We start from the raw sequence: 16,623 nt of genomic DNA on the forward strand, positions 1-16,623 counted from the left end.
ATAAAAAGCCCCCTATTATATAATGCCGATCGTTTAAGGATCTGTTAAGAAAACTTGAACGATCTTACAGATAGATCATAATCCTCAATCTTATTAAAGGTTGGGGATTTTTTTTGTTTAATCAAGAAATGGAATTAGTTTATGAGTCATTTGAAAATAAAGATTCATACAACAATGTTTTAACTGCTATCGATACAAAATGGATCGAAGAGGCATTGTTTAAAACACAAAAAGCAAGTATTCGGCGCCGGCGTTTACCCGCTGAACAAGCTGTATGGCTCATCATTATGATGGGCTTGATGCGCAACCATTCTATTAAAGAAGTTTGTGGGTCCTTAGATATTGCCCTGCAAATAAATCCAGATGAAATTTACTCTCATGTTGCTCCTAGCGTATTAACAGACTGTCGCAAACGCCTAGGCGAATCACCCATGAGTTATCTGTTTAGTACGACGTGCGCGGCATGGCATAAGACCATTATTTCTCAACCACATTCATTAGGGCTAAATTTACTCGCAGTCGATGGCACTACATTTAGAGCTCAAGACACACCTGAAAATAGAGCTGAATTTGGTTTTATTTCAAAAAATCATCCTGTATACCCTCAATTACGTATGGTTTCTTTACACTCAACCCATACTCGCATGTTACTTGGAGCCGCCTTTGATAGCTGTGACATAGGTGAAATAACGTTAGCAAAGCGCTTGCTGACAGATATACCCGATGACTCCTTAACGTTATTTGACCGATGTTATTTTTCAGCTGACTTAATGCTAAATTGGCAACAATTTGGCATTAATGCTCACTGGTTGACGCCCGTAAAAAAGAATTTGAGATATGAAGTTATTAAGCGATATGCCGATAATGACTTACTGATTGAAATGCCTGTTTCTCCACAGGCGCGTGCCAAAAATCCAACGTTACCAGAAACTTGGCAAGCTAGGATGATTTGTTATAAGCAACCCAAAGGGGAAATTAAAGGTTTTATTACTTCACTCATTGATCCCGAGCTTTATACCATGGAGGCATTGTTAACTGTTTATTGGGAACGTTGGGAAATAGAGCAGAGCTTTGGTGAACTTAAAAATAACCAACTCAATGGCGAAATAACCTTACGAAGTCGGTTTCCAGAAGGGGTAAAGCAAGAGTTGTGGGGAGTGTTGCTTGGTTATAATCTAATTAGGCTTGAGATGGTAAATATAGCTCAAGAAGCAAACGTTGAACCTACTCGTATTAGCTTTACCTCAGCTATTTGTATAATAGATATGCAAATTCGAGGCTACGCTTTATCAGGCGATGGCACTATTCCCAAAAAACTTCGACTTATGCGAGAAGATGTTAAGCATTTTATTCTGCCTAAAAAAAGAAAACACCGAACGTTTTCACGTTCAGTGCTATATATACCATCAAGGTATCCGTTAAGATATAAGCCTAAAATCTCTTAACCGAACGGCATTAGTTCACCCCAGTACGCCTTTTAGCTTAAAAATAAAATATAAAAATAATAGTACGCCTATATTCCGTCCCCATCATCAAACAGAAAGTGACAGCCTAAAAGTCAGTCCAATCCAACATCGGAGCAATAGAGAAACGGTTTGTAGGGAAATTTTGCATAAAACACCAAGAATAAAATAAAGGGCGATCAATAAGCCAAATCAGAGTGTTATATTATTCACATTAAAGAAGTGATTGCTACTAACCTTCAACTAGCATTTTAAAAGAATAATTATAACAGAAAATGATTACTTCGACGAAATCAGTGCTATATATACCATCAAGGTATCCGTTAAGATATAAGCCTAAAATCTCTTAACCGAACGGCATTACCCTATTATAGGTTTTATTCTAACATGCACACCTAACAGTGATTCTGTATCTTGGTGTGGTTTAAGTATATACTCGTTATCCATTCAAATTTTAGGTTATTATTAATGAAGTACATTGGTGCGCATGTAAGCGCTGCAGGAGGGGTTTTTAACGCCCCAAAAAATGCCCATGATATTGGCGCAACAGCCTTTGCATTATTCACCAAGAACCAACGTCGCTGGGAAGCAAAACCGCTTGATGAAAATAGCATTCGCAAATTCAAAGCCGCTTGCAAGCGTTATAACATTAATAGCGATAATATATTACCCCATGACTCATACCTTATTAATTTAGGTCACCCAGAAGCGGAAGCTTTGCAAAAATCTAGAGCGGCTTTCTTAGACGAAATGCAACGCTGTGAACAATTAGGATTAACGTTATTAAACTTTCATCCTGGCAGTCATCTTAAAAAGACGACCCCAGAAGATTGTTTAAAACGTATTGCAGAATCGATTAATATTGCTTTACAACAAACGACCTCTGTCTCAGCCGTGATTGAAAACACTGCAGGGCAAGGTACAAACTTAGGATATCGTTTCGAGCAACTTGCAACGATTATTGAGCAAGTAGAAGATAAACAACGTGTTGGTGTATGTATAGATACTTGCCATACTTTTGCTTCGGGCTATGATTTACGAGGCCACCAAGCAACTGAAGCTACATTTCAAGCTTACTCTGATATTGTTGGGTTTGAATATTTACGTGCGATGCATATTAATGACAGTAAAGTCCCTTTTGCTAGCAGAGTTGACCGCCACGCGCCCTTAGGTGCTGGTGAAATTGGTTGGGAATGCTTTGAATTTATTATGAAAGATCATCGTTTTGAGCACATACCATTAATTTTAGAAACAACCGATGAAAGCTTATGGCCACAAGAGATAAAGCAGTTAAAACTTTGGGCTGCTTGTATTTAATGGGTATTTGTTACTTTATAGCATTAAACACTTTGAAACTCATTAAACAGAGATTATGCTACTAAAGTAGCACTAAAATTAAGGAAAGTGATATTTATGTTTCAAACACTAAAAGCGTCTATTCAAACCTATATGACAGAAGAGCAATGTGCCTTTGTCGAACGTGCATATCATTATGCATATGCAGCACATGATGGTGTGAAAAGAGCAAGTGGCGAACCTTATATTACTCACCCCGTTGCAGTGGCTGAAATACTTGCGGCGATGAAATTAGACTATGAAGCTATTTCAGCGGCATTAATGCACGATGTGTTAGAAGATACTGAGACCACCCATCAAGAACTTTCCGATGCATTTAATCCAAACGTTGCACAACTGGTTGAAGGTGTTACTAAGCTAGATAAATTTAATTTTGAAAATCGCGAGCAGGCACAGGCCGAAAATATCAGAAAGATGTTAATCGCGATGTCTAAAGATTTCCGAGTGATGCTAATAAAACTCGCGGATCGCGTACACAACATGCGCACCTTAGATTCACTACGATTAGATAAACGTCAGCGTATTGCGCAGGAAACCTTTGAAATATTTACACCTATCGCTAATCGCCTTGGTTTACATCATTTAAAAAACGAATTAGAAGAGTTAGCCTTTAAAGCACAAAATTCAGCGCGTTATCATGTACTGAAAGAAGCAATCACCAAAGCACGTGGTAATCGCAAAGATTTTATTGCCAGTATTTGTGATGAAATTTCAGATCAGCTTGAGTCAATGTCAATTGATGCACAAGTCATTGGACGAGAAAAACATCTCTATAGTCTGTATAAAAAAATGCGTAAAAAAGGCTGTCAGTTCCATGATGTAATGGATGTTTATGCATTTCGTATCATCGTTAAAGATTTAGATACTTGTTATCGCGTTTTAGGGCAAATACACCACCTTTACCAGCCTAAATTAGAATACTTTGAAGATTATATTGCGCTGCCTAAAACCAATAGTTATCAGTCATTACATACTACGCTTATTACGCATGAAGGTGTGAATATAGAAATCCAAATTCGCACTGAAGATATGGATGCCGTTGCTAAGCATGGTATTGCTGCCCATTGGAGTTATAAAGAAAGTGCACAAAGTTCTAATATAGCTGCTCAATTACAAACCCGTAATTGGTTCCAAGGTTTAACAGAACAAGAAGACCAGAATACTAACTCCGTTGTTTTATTAGAAAATATTAAACAAGAGTTAGGTAAAAATGATATTCATGTATTAACACCACAGGGTAAAATTATTGTTTTACCGGCATTAGCCACAGCCGTTGATTTTGCTTATGCCTTACATACAAAAATAGGCCATCACTGTATTGGTGCAAAAGTGGATAATGAGTACTCATCATTAAGCCAAAAATTAGAAAGCGGACAAACGATTGAAATTATTACCGCTAAAAAGCCTAATCCAAGCCCTGAATGGTTAAATTTTGCAGCGACACACAGAGCGCGAAATAGTGTGCGTAATTATCTTAAGCAATTACCACAATCAACCACGATTCCAATGGGCAGACGCTTATTAAAACAAGCGCTGAACGCGACCAACTTGACTGATATTCCACAAGAGAATATTGATAAAGTCATTGCCGATCATCATTTAGATGGTTTCAATGATCTATTGCATGCTATCGGCAGCGGAAAACTGTTAAGTATTATCATCGCAAGGCGTTTACGTGGTAATGCGGACGAGCTAACTGAGTCCCATCATAAACAACAAATTAGACAAAGTGCGATTAAGGGCGCTGAAGATATTATGCTGTCCTATGCCAACTGTTGTAAGCCATTGCCAGGCGATCAAATTGTTGCTCATACGAGCTCCGGTAAAGGTTTAGTTGTACATGTTAAAAGTTGTCATAATGTAATTGGGTTTGAAAATGAACTAGATAAGTATATTGCTGTCGAATGGGACATGAACTTTATGAATCAATATGAATACTCAAGTGATTTGAGCATTCAAATGGTCAATCATAAAGCAGGTTTAGCAAGAATGTTTAATGTAATTGCTAAGAGTAATGCCAATGTAGTGGACTTACAAACAACTGCAGTCACTAATCAAATTTATTCGATTAATGTGACATTAACAGTTATTAACCGAGTACATTTGTCACGTATTATGCGACAAATTAAGAAACTAACTGGTGTTAAAAGTGTCAAACGAAGCAATAAAAAGTAATAAAAATAGTTAATTTTTAATTATCACCTACTGCGAGTTATAAACTGCATTCGCTGCAGTAGGTTAGTTGATGTTATATCGTAAAAATTTATACCCATTGGATTACATAATTATGAAAACCGTTAAAATGATGATACTAACTGCAAGTATCATTGCGCTTGGAGCTTGCTCTTCTGAGACTCAAATTGAACCACAGAAAGTAAACGTTGAACAACTACAGCATAATTGGAAGTTGACTCACGTTGATAACATTCAATTAGCCACGATTATTAACAGTTCATTACATATAGACAGTGATAACAAAAGTTCTGGTAACTTAGGTTGTAACCAATTTTTTGGAATGGCTGAATTTAGCAATAATCAATTACGTATTAGCGATATGGGGAATACACGTAAGATGTGTGAACCATTAAAAAATGACGTAGAGATGGATGTTAGTGAAGTATTAACTCGCTGGGCAAATGTTATGATTGATGATGAAACATTAATTATTAGTAATAAAAAGCATTCATTAACTTATCAGCTAGTGGATCCAATAACAGAATAATAATGACACAATTAACTTCAATTGCTTGGTCTGTGAATCACCACAACTGCGCAACTAGCCTGTTTTAAAATGCTATTTTATTAACCCGATTGACTGCGTGCCATGCCTACCAATCGGGAAAAAAGCCGTTTGAGTAATAGCGGAACCAATTCAACTCCTTGCGACTCTACTGCTTCAGCAATAGCAATCCCTAAACCTGGCTTAGAATATTTGTGCACTGCTTTTTCAATCACTTTATTGGCATTTAATCTCGCTAAGTCTTGTTTACTGTAATTTGCGGCTTTTAGGTAAACCTCTTCAAAGCCATTTTCAAAAAATAAATGTTCAATATCATGAGCTGGCAACACGGTTAAACGAGCATGGATAGAATCCGACTCGCCTAGCATCTCTTTGACTCGACTTGCATATTTTTGTCCTGCACTATCACCATCGGTTAGTACATGCCATTCAATATTCAAATCCTGTGCTAATTTAATCAGTGGTTTTAAGCCACATTGTGCGAATTCAATAACCTGAATCCCTTCAACTAACAAGTGATGACCACATAACCTCGCTAAGTCAGTTAACAACCAAGTTTCGGTTTCTCCTTCAACTAATAACCAAGCACGTGCGAATAGACTTTGTGGGCGATTCATTCGCAAATGAAAGGCAATACGTCTTAGGTCATTATTTGAGTAATGCTTACGATTAACGGTATAACTTTTGATCATATCCGTTTTGCGCACTAGACGTTGGATCCGGCTTAACGGAAAAAATGATAATAGCTGCGCAGAATTAGTACTGACTAACTTCTGCATGGGTAACAAGGAAAAGAAACGCCATGTGATCGCCAAATTGACAGGGTGTAAATTATTTTCAGGCTCTTCTAATAACAAGATAGGTGTCGCTCCACGACGAAGTAAGTGCTCTCCTCGCTCCTCTAAAAATTGCCCCAATACTAGTAGTAGCATGGCGCGATCTGTTTTATGCCCATCCTTTAATAGATCATTAAAACGCGTTAATGCGTTAAAGGAAAAGCTGTGATCCACATACCTTAACTTTTCATCATTAAGGTAGTTTGGTAAATCACCATAGCGCTTGCATAGATAGTGATCAAAAAGATACACAATTGAATCACACCCTTTCTTTAATTCTACTTCGGATAATTGCTGTGACGAACTTGTTATACGCTGAAAAATTCGTTTAATACGCGCTTCAGAGCGTGCTCTATGGCTGTTTAATAAATGTTTAACTGGTCGATAAGCTTGCTGACTATCGTTTTGCTCACTGCCTAATCGTAATACAGGAACAAAAGATATAAATTCATTCACCAGATTATTTAAATCACTTTGCGAGAAGTGCTTACGGTGCCCCTCTTGGTCTAAAAAGTGTCTGTCTGTAAATACTTCTCCGCTGCTATCCACACTGCCGTCTACTTGATAAATAATGTATTTATTTCGATCGGGTAATGTTACCCAAGCATCGCTAATACTGGCAAAATGACGTTGTAAAGACTCTTCTGGGTATTGCTCTTTAAAGGTAAAGATAAGATAAATATGGTTAATGATAGGTAGGTCAGAAATAGGTGGCCGATGAAAATCATCTAACGTGAAGCGATAACTTTTTTTAGCTCCCGATAAAAACAGAGAGAGTGCCTCGAATAAACTCGATTTACCCCAGCTATTCTCACCTAATAATGCACTCATCTCATGCATACTAATGGATAAGCGATTAATTCCACGAAACCCCACTACTTCAATGTGTTCCAATAGCATATCGACTCCTAATACCAACCAGAGTAATTAAGTGCTTTATTCTACTTGTTAAATGTTGAGCACCTGTTTAAGACAATCGGCATAAATTAAGAATTTCATAATTCAAAGTATCAGAAACTCACTATAAAACAATTAGTAATAGATCACACAAAAAACACAAAATAATAATCAAATTATTAGGATATCGTCATGAATCTATCATAAACATCCTTTATACTTACTTTTATAACCACTAAAAAATAGTGGATATAAGTTACCGTTATTAGCCTCGGATTGCTTATTAGTTTCTATTATATAGCGCTTTATTTTGTACATATTAAGCGAACGGCAAGTTTAGTGGCTCGTAATAGGTGATTTCAGTAATAACAAATAATTGAATGTCCAATGAATAGAGGAGTCTACTATGAGCAATCTACATCAACTTAATATTTTACCTGAGCAAAGGACTATCAATTTAATTGCTTCTTACAGCAACGACTTTGAACGTGATAATTTTGATTATCACCAACTTTTGGAGAAACTACATACTACTATCTCACGTAACCATTTTATGGACCAGCAAGACAATGCTGCTTGGATGAACCATAGAGGTAACGATTACTTAGCGAATCCAAAGCTATTTGCACATGCCCCTTTAACTTATTTATGTGCTTTTTTAAGTGAATTATTTAAAAATAATCAGTTGGATGATATTGAAAAAAATATAGAGCCCAACATATTTGAAGCTATTTTAAAACGTTTAAATGATTTTAAATAACGCTCTTTACTTGAATTCAAACTTCAAAGAAGAGTGAAAAAAGAATAATGCGGTTAAATAACCATAGATAATTTACTTTATATTAAACAGTACCGTTACTATTATGTTGATCAAAAAAGAATCAAAAACATCGTTAGCGATTGGCAGATGATTAGGCAGAAATACACAATAATAGCGGTGCTATTCTAATTTAGTGATCAGGTTTAAAGTTAACAAGAGTTAAGGGTCTAACAAGTTAAACTTAAATTCAAATAATAACTTCAACTGATTTTTCAAAAATTAAACACTACCTAATTTGATTTATTATTACCCTTAGTTACATTACACTGACTCTACGATTGAACGTGTAGAGTAATTATGGACTCCTTAACTCAAATAGCCCTAGGGGCAAGTGTTGCAGCTGCAGTTGGTTTCAAACCTTTTGGACGTAAGGTACTGCTAGCGGGTGCTATCTTAGGTACACTGCCTGATTTAGATGTGTTAATAAGCTATCAAACTGCTATTGATAACTTTACTTTTCACCGCGGTTTCAGTCACTCCTTGATTGTATTAAGCGCTTTCAGTGTGTTTTTATATAGGCTTGCTTTGTACTTTAGGCCACAATGGAAAACCTCTAAAAAATCATTATTTCTGACCATATTATTACCTTTAATTACACATCCGTTATTAGATGCATTTACCAGTTATGGCACTCAATTATGGTGGCCGATCCCAATACAACCTACCTCTTGGTCAAGCATTTTTATTATTGACCCCCTTTATACTTTGCCATTATTAATAGCGGTTTTAGGGCTGTGGTTGCAAAAAAACACCTTAAAATGGTACAAAATAAATAGCGTTGTTTTGTGTATTAGTTGCGCTTACTTAGCACTAGGACAGGCACAATTTTGGTATTTAAAACAAAAGTTAACTGTTGATACGGTAGTTAAAAATAGTCAGATATTTATCTCGCCAACACCCTTTAATATCTTTGTATGGCGGATTATTAGCTATCAAGATGATACTTATTATGAAACCTTCAGCAGTGTTTTAAATATCCAAAACACTGAATGGCAAGCCTTTGCAACAGGCCGCTCACTGTCCAAGCATTTTAATTCAACAGAGTTACAACGCTTAGAGTGGTTTAGTGATGGTTTGTTGAGCTTTAATGAGAGTCAAGGTCGGCTGATTGTGACGGATTTACGCATTGGCTTATCACATTATTACCCATTCTCTTTTAGCATTGCAAAGCGAGAACAGCATCAGAACTGGTTAGTGATCCCCTCGGAAAAAATGCCGGAACCAGAGGTGAGTTGGAAAGTACTAATGGAAAAACTGCAATAGTTCACTTATTCAAGGCGACATAAACAAAGATATATTCTATGAGTATAAAGTGATGATTTTGCTTAAAGCAAAAAAACGCAATATTACTGAAGATTATAGCTGATCAACATATTGCTTAATTTCAGCTAAAAAATCTTCTCCATACTTATCTAACTTAATATGGCCAACACCTGTGATTGATAAAAATTGCGAGTCATTGGTGGGCATTAATTCACTCATTTCAGACAAAGAAACGTCACTAAAAATAACATAGGGAGGTAAGTTTGCTTGATCAGCTATCTGCTTGCGTAAATGGCGTAATTTAGCGAATAATTTATTATCTGCATTAACAGACACACTACGTCGCTTTTGTTTGGCAGTGGTTTTCACTAACTGCAATCTTGGAACAGCAAGCATTAAGCTATTCTCTGATTTAAGCACTGAACGAGCAGCTTCTGTTAATTGTAAAGCAGAGCCTCGAGTTAAGTTTTGCATTAATAATCCGCAATGGATCAATTGCCTAGCAATACTAAACCAATGTTCGGTTGATTTATCTTTACCAATACCAAACGTTGATAATTGATCGTGGCCAAGGCTTTTGACACGTGCAGTTTGTGCACCACGTAATACTTCAACCACGTGTGTGATCCCAAAATACTGCCCAGTTCGATAAACACAGGATAGTATTTTTTGCGCATCCACCGTTGCATCATAACTTTGCGGAGGATCTAAGCAAATATCACAGTTACCACAGGCTTTGGGGCTGTATTCACCAAAATAATTTAATACCACTCGACGACGACACGTTTGTGCTTCCGCGAATGCGACCATTGTATTCAGTTTATGTAACTCAATACGCAGTTGCTCTTGATTTGGGTTCTTTTCTAACAAGCTACGAATACGTGCTGGATCCGCTGGGTCATAAAATAACATCGCTTGCGCAGGTAAACCGTCTCGACCTGCTCGTCCTGTTTCTTGATAGTATGACTCAATATTCTTAGGTATTTCATAATGCACCACAAAACGCACATTGGGTTTATCAATACCCATACCAAAAGCCACGGTCGCAACGACGATTTCAACTTCATCTTTAATAAATAAATCTTGTACCGTTTGACGCTCTTCTAAGGGTAATCCCGCATGATAACAACGAGAATTTACCCCCTTTGCGGCTAATTTTTGTGCAATCTCTTCAGTACGCTTACGACTAGTGCAATAAATAATTCCGCTTTCGTCTTTATGCTGATCTAAATAATTAAATAATTGTGATAATGGGCGATATTTTTCAATCAATAAATATTCAATGTTAGGGCGATCAAAACTACGAATTTCTATTAAAGGTTGATTGAGCTGTAAGCGCTGTAAAATATCTTGTTGTGTTGCATGATCTGCCGTTGCAGTTAAAGCCACTAAAGGAATATTAGGAAAATATTCTTTAAGATTGCCTAATTGTGCATATTCAGGACGGAAATCATGCCCCCAGGAAGAGATACAATGGGCTTCATCGATGGCAAATAAATTAATAGGCAAGTGTTGTAGTCGAGCAACAAAGTCAGGACGTAAAAGACGCTCAGGTGCAACGTATAATAGTTTCAGCTGCCCACGATGTAGGGAGTTAATAATATCATTTTGTTGTTGATAGGAGAGACTAGAATTTAAATAGGCTGCTGCGACACCACAAGCTTGTAGGGTATCCACTTGATCTTTCATAAGAGAGATCAAAGGTGATATAACGATGCATATCCCCTCTCTCACTAATGCAGGAATTTGAAAACATAAACTTTTACCGCCGCCCGTAGGCATAACCACCAGTGCATCACGTCCTGCGATCAACTCGTTAATAACGGTTTCTTGACCATCTCGAAATTGCTTGTACCCAAACACATCAAATAAGACGTCATGTGCAGTACTAGTGATACTCTGGCTCAAAATATAGCAACCTATTGATAATCTAAGCGGTGAAACGGGCTCGTATTGTAAATCAGCGTCGACATTATTTCAGCCTAAATTTTCTTATCAGACAAACTAACGTGCTGCAAAGTCCTGAGCAAAAGAATCAACTTTTTCCCAATCGGTTAATTCTAAGTCCTGTGTTTTATCAGTACTGCCGCCAGTCATTTTCATAATCAACTGAATTAACAGGGTTTGCCACCAATTATAGCGAGAGTACAACAGTGCTCCGGCAAATACTCCTTTTAACTGAGGTTGCCATTGTGAAAGTTGATCAAATTTTTTCATATAGGCATTATTTTCTGGCACCGCTTTTTCTGGCTTACGTGCTGTTAAACAAACCACAAAAAAAGCATTACATACTGTATCTAATTGCGTTTTATGCTGATTAACAAACTTAATTATATTGGGACGAAAGTTGCCATAACGAATAGATGCACCGATTAAGACTTTTTGGTACAAAGCAAAATCAATGGTCGGATTATCATCAATATTCAATACAATCACTTCCCCAGTAAGGGGTTGCTTAATCCGATTAATTATTTTTAATGTTTGTCCATCGACAGAGGAATAAAGAACTAAAGTTTTGCTTACTGCACAATTTTCAGTTTGCTTGGTTTCAGTCTGCTTAGTTTCAGTTTGCTTAGGTTGAGCTTCATTAGACATAATTTAATTTTTCCAGAATACAGGTGTAAATAACACTAATAATGTAAAGACTTCTAATCGACCGAATAACATGGCAATAATCATTACCCATTTTGAAGCATCACTAACATCATTAAAATGTACCGCGACTTCACCTAAACCAGGCCCTAGATTATTAAGCATGGCGACTACAGAAGAGAACGCACTCAGTTCGTCCATCCCGGTCATTAATAATGCCAGCATACAGACAATAAAAACCAACGCATAGGTAGAGAAGAATCCCCACACTGCTTCAACAACACGATCCGGTAAGGCTTTATCACCTAACTTGATTTTATATACGGCCTTGGGATGCACTAACCGCTTTAATTCACGTTGCCCTTGCAAATTAAGTAATAATACACGGATCACTTTCAAACCACCGCCCGTGGAGCCAGCACATCCTCCGATAAAACTAGAGAAAATAAGTAAAACAGGCAGCAACAAAGGCCAATCTGAGAAAGAAGTGGTCGTAAAACCTGCCGTGGTTGAAATTGAAACGGACTGAAATAATGCATGGGAAAAGGTGGTTTCTATACTGTTATAAACATCGTGCCCCATTAACATCCAAAAGCAGATAATAGTTAGAAACACTTGAATAAATATAAATGCACGCACTTCAGGATCGCGTCGATAGACATCAAAACTGAGTTTTTTAGCAGAGAATACCGTGAAATGCAGCGCGTAGTTAATGCCCGAGATAATTAAAAAAACCACGGTGATAATGTTAATTACTTCACTATTAAAGTGCCCCATACTGGCATCGTAAGTAGAAAATCCACCAATCGACACGGTTGAGAAGCTATGACCAAGTGCATCAAACAAACTCATACCGGCAATCCAAAATGCCAACATACAAGCAACCGTTAAGCATAAATAAACATACCATAGCGCTTTAGCTGTTTCGGCTATACGTGGGGTCATCTTTGAATCTTTCACTGGCCCCGGTGTTTCTGCTCGATACAACTGCATGCCACCGATACCTAACATCGGTAAAACCGCAACGGCTAATACAATGATCCCCATGCCACCAAACCATTGCAACATTTGTCGATAAAATAAAATTGATTTTGGCAAGTCATCTAGCTGAGCAATAGTGGTTGCACCGGTAGTGGTTAACCCGGAAAAAGATTCAAAAAAGGCAGTCGCAAGATTCATGTCTACGCTGGAGCTCATTAGAAATGGAATTGCACCAACACTGCCTAGTGTTGCCCAAAACAACACCACAATTAAAAAACCTTCACGCGCCTTTAATTCACCTTTGTGGCGTCGATTCGGCAGCCAAAAAACAAAACCGATGAATAAAGTCACAAAAAATGCAGCTAAAAAGTCATTACCGCCACCATCTTGATAGATGAAGGCAACAAAAACAGGTGGTAACATGGTCAGGCTGAATAGACCGATCAACATCGCCACAATCCTGATAATTGAACGAATGGCCACTAGCTAGCCCAACTAGTTAGCATTAGTTGAAGTATTGATTTGTTTCGCAATGATCTGTCCCTGCATCGATGATTGTAATTTTTGCTTAAATTGAATGATTTGTTCGCTATCGACTTCAATTAATGCCACTACCATTTGTTGATAATCGACATTAATGATTCTTCCTGAATGTGAAGCTAATATATGCTCTACCGTTGCCATTTGGGCATAGTTACATTGTAACTTAAATTGTTGGAAAAAACGCTTCTCTATTGTAGGCATAGTTGGGCACAATTGCTGCAAACCATTACTGTAAGCACGTACTAAACCACCCGTTCCTAATTTAATGCCCCCCGAATACCTCACTACGACAGCGACCATTTCACCAACATTTGTACCTTGCAAAACAGCAAGCATAGGCTTTCCAGCAGTACCTTTGGGTTCTCCATCATCACTACACCCCATGTTAACGCTATCTTTAGGACTGCCACCGATATAAGCCCAGCAGTGATGGCGTGCATCTTTATGCAAGGTTTTTATTTCGGCAAGGTATTGCATCGCAGCAGCCTTACCTTGAGCTGGACTGATAAAAGTTAAAAATCGGCTTTTTTTAATTTCTTCTTGAAAAAAAACCGGTTGCTGTAAAATTAAATAGGGTTTATTCACTGTTAACTAAAAGACCTTGTGTTTGCATGCCATAAAACCATAACTACAAAATAGGCATTTTGATAAAGCATTTGCTGTCATAATACTGCAGTCAATGTTCTAATGCGTCAGATAATAAGTAAGCTGTGCAGTCAACTTGTCACTGGTGAGCGAAATTAGCCAACTCTATAGCATATTCACTTCTACTTCATTGATAAACAAGCTAATAACTCTTCAACTTGTTTAGGTTGTAATGTTTCTCTATCGAGTTGCTGAATAAAAACATTAATCACTTTGGCATCAAACGGTTCAATGCTGCTGCCCAATAATCGTTTTTTACTGGCTGCTAATAATGCCTCATCGCTTTGATCAAAATCTGCAAATAACAAACTCAATACACAGTGATAACGCAATCGTGTTTCGCTTAAGTGCCTGCTTAATGTCTGGATAAATGACAGATCGCTCAGCGTTATTATGTCACCTTCAACACGAACAAATTTACCCAGCTGTAATTGTACTAAAACACTAGTGACTCGCTCTTTAAGCGTTTCTGTCGAAGGCGCTAGGAAATATTCTGCATTGATAAAGCCTAATAAACTACTTACTAACTCGGTTAATGTGGCACAACTAATTTTATTATTTTGATTGTTTAATTTAATTAAGCCATAACTCACCAATGAAGGTAGTGCAAATACATGCACAATGGTATTACGGTAATAAGTTAAATGTGCACTTTGTTTTTGGTCGCAACTTACCACATAATTAGTTTCTGAGAACTTATTCATGGCTAACGCTTGTTGATAAATGAGTTCAGGAGGTTGTGTTGGATAAGTGATTCTAGAGTCCTGACTCGTATTAGCTAATAACTGTTGATGTAATTGCAATAAAGCCAGCATACGATGTTTACCTAGCTGATGATTAGTACTGGCCAATAATATAGCTGCGCACAAAGGTAAGGCATTCACTGCTGTTGCTTGATTTATTCCCTGCATAACATTATTGCCCAAGTGGTTAACTTGCGTAGCAAATTGCTGCTCAGTAAGGGCTTGATGTCGCCAATTAGGCTGATGTTGATCAAGATATTGCTTGAGATTAATTGGCTCTCCAAAGTTAACAAAAGCACGCCCAAAATTACGTAATTTTTTAATAATACCTAGGACTTGCCACGCACTTTCTTGTTGTTTTTTCTGCCCAGACAGTTCCTTCATGTAAGTGTTCACTTCCATAATATGGTCATAACCAATATACACAGGCACAATCATCACATTACGTTCAGGCTGATCTAAAAAGGTTTGTACACTCATTGCCAGTAAACCCGTTTTAGCGGGTAGTAAGCGCCCGGTTCTGCTGCGTCCTCCTTCGGTAAAGAACTCAATCGGATAACCTTGTTTAAATAACATCGCAAAATAGGCTTTGAATACTTTGCCATAGAGAGGATCATCTTTAAAACTACGGCGTAAAAAGAACGCACCAGAGCGCCTAAAAATACCACCAGCAGGAAAAAAGTTAAGATTCACTCCGGCTGCTACATGTGGTGGTACTAAACCTTCTCCAAATAATAAATAAGATAATAAGAGATAATCCATATGGCTGCGGTGACAAGGCATATAAATAATTTCTGCCCCACTTTGTGTTGCATCACGCACCGCTTGCGCATGATTAACTTCGATCCCTTGGTAAATACCATTCCAGACTTTAGACAAAACAGATCGGAAAATACGTAAAAAACGATATGAAAAATTACTACTAATCTCTTCTAAATAAGCATGACATTGCTGAGTAACCTGTCGTTCACTTCGACCACTTTGCTGGCTTTCTTGTTGAATGGTTTGTTGCATCATCGAGCTGGCGATAACACGTTTGATCATCGCTTTACGATTAGGGATTTGAGGCCCACGACTAGAACGATTTTGGGTACTAAAATAGTGCAAGGCTACTCGCGCAAGCTTATGTGCTAAATGTTTTGAGCGTTTGTTTTTTTCTACTAACGATCGAACAGATATGGGCACATTAAAACGTATTAAATGATCACTACCCGCAATGATAATGGACCATGCTTTTTGCAAGCTACTTACATTATTATGTCCCTGAAAAGCTTTTCGTGGATTGCTTTTACCTGGATTTCTTCCCCAGAAAAATGTCACTGGTACTAATTGCACATCAAGCTTGGCATCCTGTTGGTGCAACGATAATAAGTGTTGGTATTGCGCTAAATAAGCAGACTGCTGTTGCTTTAGCGGTTTCTTTTTAAAAAAATACCAATCATGTAAATAAATAACAGCAGGCAGTGTAATGCCATGCAATTGCAAAGGTTGATAAGGATCGGGTAAAGCTTGCTTAACGCAGGCTTTTTGTAATGCTAATAAATCGCTAGCACTGTTTTGTTCCAACACATAAATAATAGGACGAGATAGGTCTAATTTTAACTCAGTAACAGGGTTTTGTGGCACCACCACACTCTTCACCCAAAAACGACTGATCATTTTAGACCAAAAGGAGCCTTTAACTAGCACATACTTTCCTTGTTATTGTCCATTATATTGGCTTTAGTTTAACATACAAAGCTAG

General features: G+C 37.5%; 12 protein-coding genes. 6 read left to right on the plus strand and 6 right to left on the minus strand.

Features of this window, described 5'->3' with window-relative positions; translation table 11 throughout:
* Positions 1–113 precede the first annotated feature (113 nt).
* From H592_RS0111775 to H592_RS0111790, 4 genes are all read left to right on the plus strand, one after another.
* The gene (locus H592_RS0111775; RefSeq protein WP_028868936.1) at positions 114–1,445 is read left to right on the plus strand and encodes an IS4 family transposase; all 1,332 of its coding nucleotides are present in this window, start codon (positions 114–116) and stop codon (positions 1,443–1,445) included.
* 486 nt (positions 1,446–1,931) lie between these two features.
* Positions 1,932–2,780 carry a deoxyribonuclease IV gene (gene nfo, locus H592_RS0111780; RefSeq protein ID WP_028868937.1) on the plus strand — a complete coding sequence of 283 codons (849 nt, stop codon included), beginning with the start codon at positions 1,932–1,934 and terminating at the stop codon, positions 2,778–2,780.
* A 90-nt stretch (positions 2,781–2,870) separates the two neighbouring features.
* Entirely contained in the window at positions 2,871–4,994 is a 2,124-nt protein-coding gene (locus H592_RS0111785) for a RelA/SpoT family protein (protein ID WP_028868938.1), read from the plus strand.
* A 112-nt stretch (positions 4,995–5,106) separates the two neighbouring features.
* Positions 5,107–5,541, plus strand: coding sequence for an META domain-containing protein (locus tag H592_RS0111790; protein ID WP_169727658.1), 435 nt, complete (start codon positions 5,107–5,109; stop codon positions 5,539–5,541).
* A gap of 80 nt (positions 5,542–5,621) precedes the next feature.
* Here the strand turns inward: H592_RS0111790 and H592_RS0111795 are convergent, their stop codons facing one another.
* Positions 5,622–7,295 (minus strand): DUF2813 domain-containing protein, encoded by a 1,674-nt coding sequence (locus tag H592_RS0111795; RefSeq protein WP_028868940.1) that lies wholly within the window; start codon positions 7,293–7,295, stop codon positions 5,622–5,624.
* Between the two features lie 403 nt (positions 7,296–7,698).
* On the opposite strand from H592_RS0111795, the gene H592_RS0111800 reads away from it, so the two are divergent.
* Together H592_RS0111800 and H592_RS22210 are read left to right on the plus strand one after the other, a co-directional pair.
* Positions 7,699–8,052: a hypothetical protein gene (locus H592_RS0111800; protein WP_028868941.1), complete on the plus strand. Its 354-nt coding sequence runs from the start codon at positions 7,699–7,701 to the stop codon at positions 8,050–8,052.
* Positions 8,053–8,409: 357 nt separating this feature from the next.
* On the plus strand, positions 8,410–9,375 hold the full coding sequence (locus H592_RS22210; RefSeq protein WP_051369150.1) for a metal-dependent hydrolase: 966 nt from the start codon (positions 8,410–8,412) through the stop codon (positions 9,373–9,375).
* A 93-nt stretch (positions 9,376–9,468) separates the two neighbouring features.
* Here H592_RS22210 and recQ read toward each other — a convergent pair whose 3' ends face one another.
* The 5 genes from recQ to plsB all read right to left on the minus strand — a co-directional run bounded on the left by recQ (position 9,469) and on the right by plsB (position 16,568).
* Complete coding sequence (recQ, locus tag H592_RS0111810) at positions 9,469–11,283, minus strand: DNA helicase RecQ (RefSeq protein ID WP_028868942.1); 1,815 nt, start codon at positions 11,281–11,283, stop codon at positions 9,469–9,471.
* A gap of 96 nt (positions 11,284–11,379) precedes the next feature.
* The gene (gene hemG / locus H592_RS22215; RefSeq protein WP_084296272.1) at positions 11,380–11,970 is read right to left on the minus strand and encodes a menaquinone-dependent protoporphyrinogen IX dehydrogenase; all 591 of its coding nucleotides are present in this window, start codon (positions 11,968–11,970) and stop codon (positions 11,380–11,382) included.
* 3 nt (positions 11,971–11,973) lie between these two features.
* A complete protein-coding gene (locus H592_RS0111820; RefSeq protein ID WP_156916115.1) occupies positions 11,974–13,431 on the minus strand; it encodes a TrkH family potassium uptake protein in 1,458 nt (485 codons plus the stop codon).
* A 12-nt stretch (positions 13,432–13,443) separates the two neighbouring features.
* Positions 13,444–14,076 (minus strand): YigZ family protein, encoded by a 633-nt coding sequence (locus H592_RS0111825; RefSeq protein ID WP_028868944.1) that lies wholly within the window; start codon positions 14,074–14,076, stop codon positions 13,444–13,446.
* Between the two features lie 182 nt (positions 14,077–14,258).
* Positions 14,259–16,568, minus strand: coding sequence for a glycerol-3-phosphate 1-O-acyltransferase PlsB (gene plsB, locus H592_RS0111830; RefSeq protein WP_028868945.1), 2,310 nt, complete (start codon positions 16,566–16,568; stop codon positions 14,259–14,261).
* Positions 16,569–16,623 lie beyond the last annotated feature (55 nt).

The organism is Psychromonas arctica DSM 14288, assembly GCF_000482725.1.
GTDB classification, from domain to species: domain Bacteria; phylum Pseudomonadota; class Gammaproteobacteria; order Enterobacterales; family Psychromonadaceae; genus Psychromonas; species Psychromonas arctica.

What these genes read in the sequence shown, in the direction of transcription:
- hemG (WP_084296272.1), bottom strand. Translation starts at nt 11,970, where the DNA reads ATGTCTAATGAAGCTCAACCTAAGCAAACTGAAACTAAGCAGACTGAA.
- nfo (WP_028868937.1), top strand. Translation starts at nt 1,932, where the DNA reads ATGAAGTACATTGGTGCGCATGTAAGCGCTGCAGGAGGGGTTTTTAAC.
- H592_RS0111795 (WP_028868940.1), bottom strand. Translation starts at nt 7,295, where the DNA reads ATGCTATTGGAACACATTGAAGTAGTGGGGTTTCGTGGAATTAATCGC.
- H592_RS0111800 (WP_028868941.1), top strand. Translation starts at nt 7,699, where the DNA reads ATGAGCAATCTACATCAACTTAATATTTTACCTGAGCAAAGGACTATC.
- H592_RS22210 (WP_051369150.1), top strand. Translation starts at nt 8,410, where the DNA reads ATGGACTCCTTAACTCAAATAGCCCTAGGGGCAAGTGTTGCAGCTGCA.
- H592_RS0111790 (WP_169727658.1), top strand. Translation starts at nt 5,107, where the DNA reads ATGAAAACCGTTAAAATGATGATACTAACTGCAAGTATCATTGCGCTT.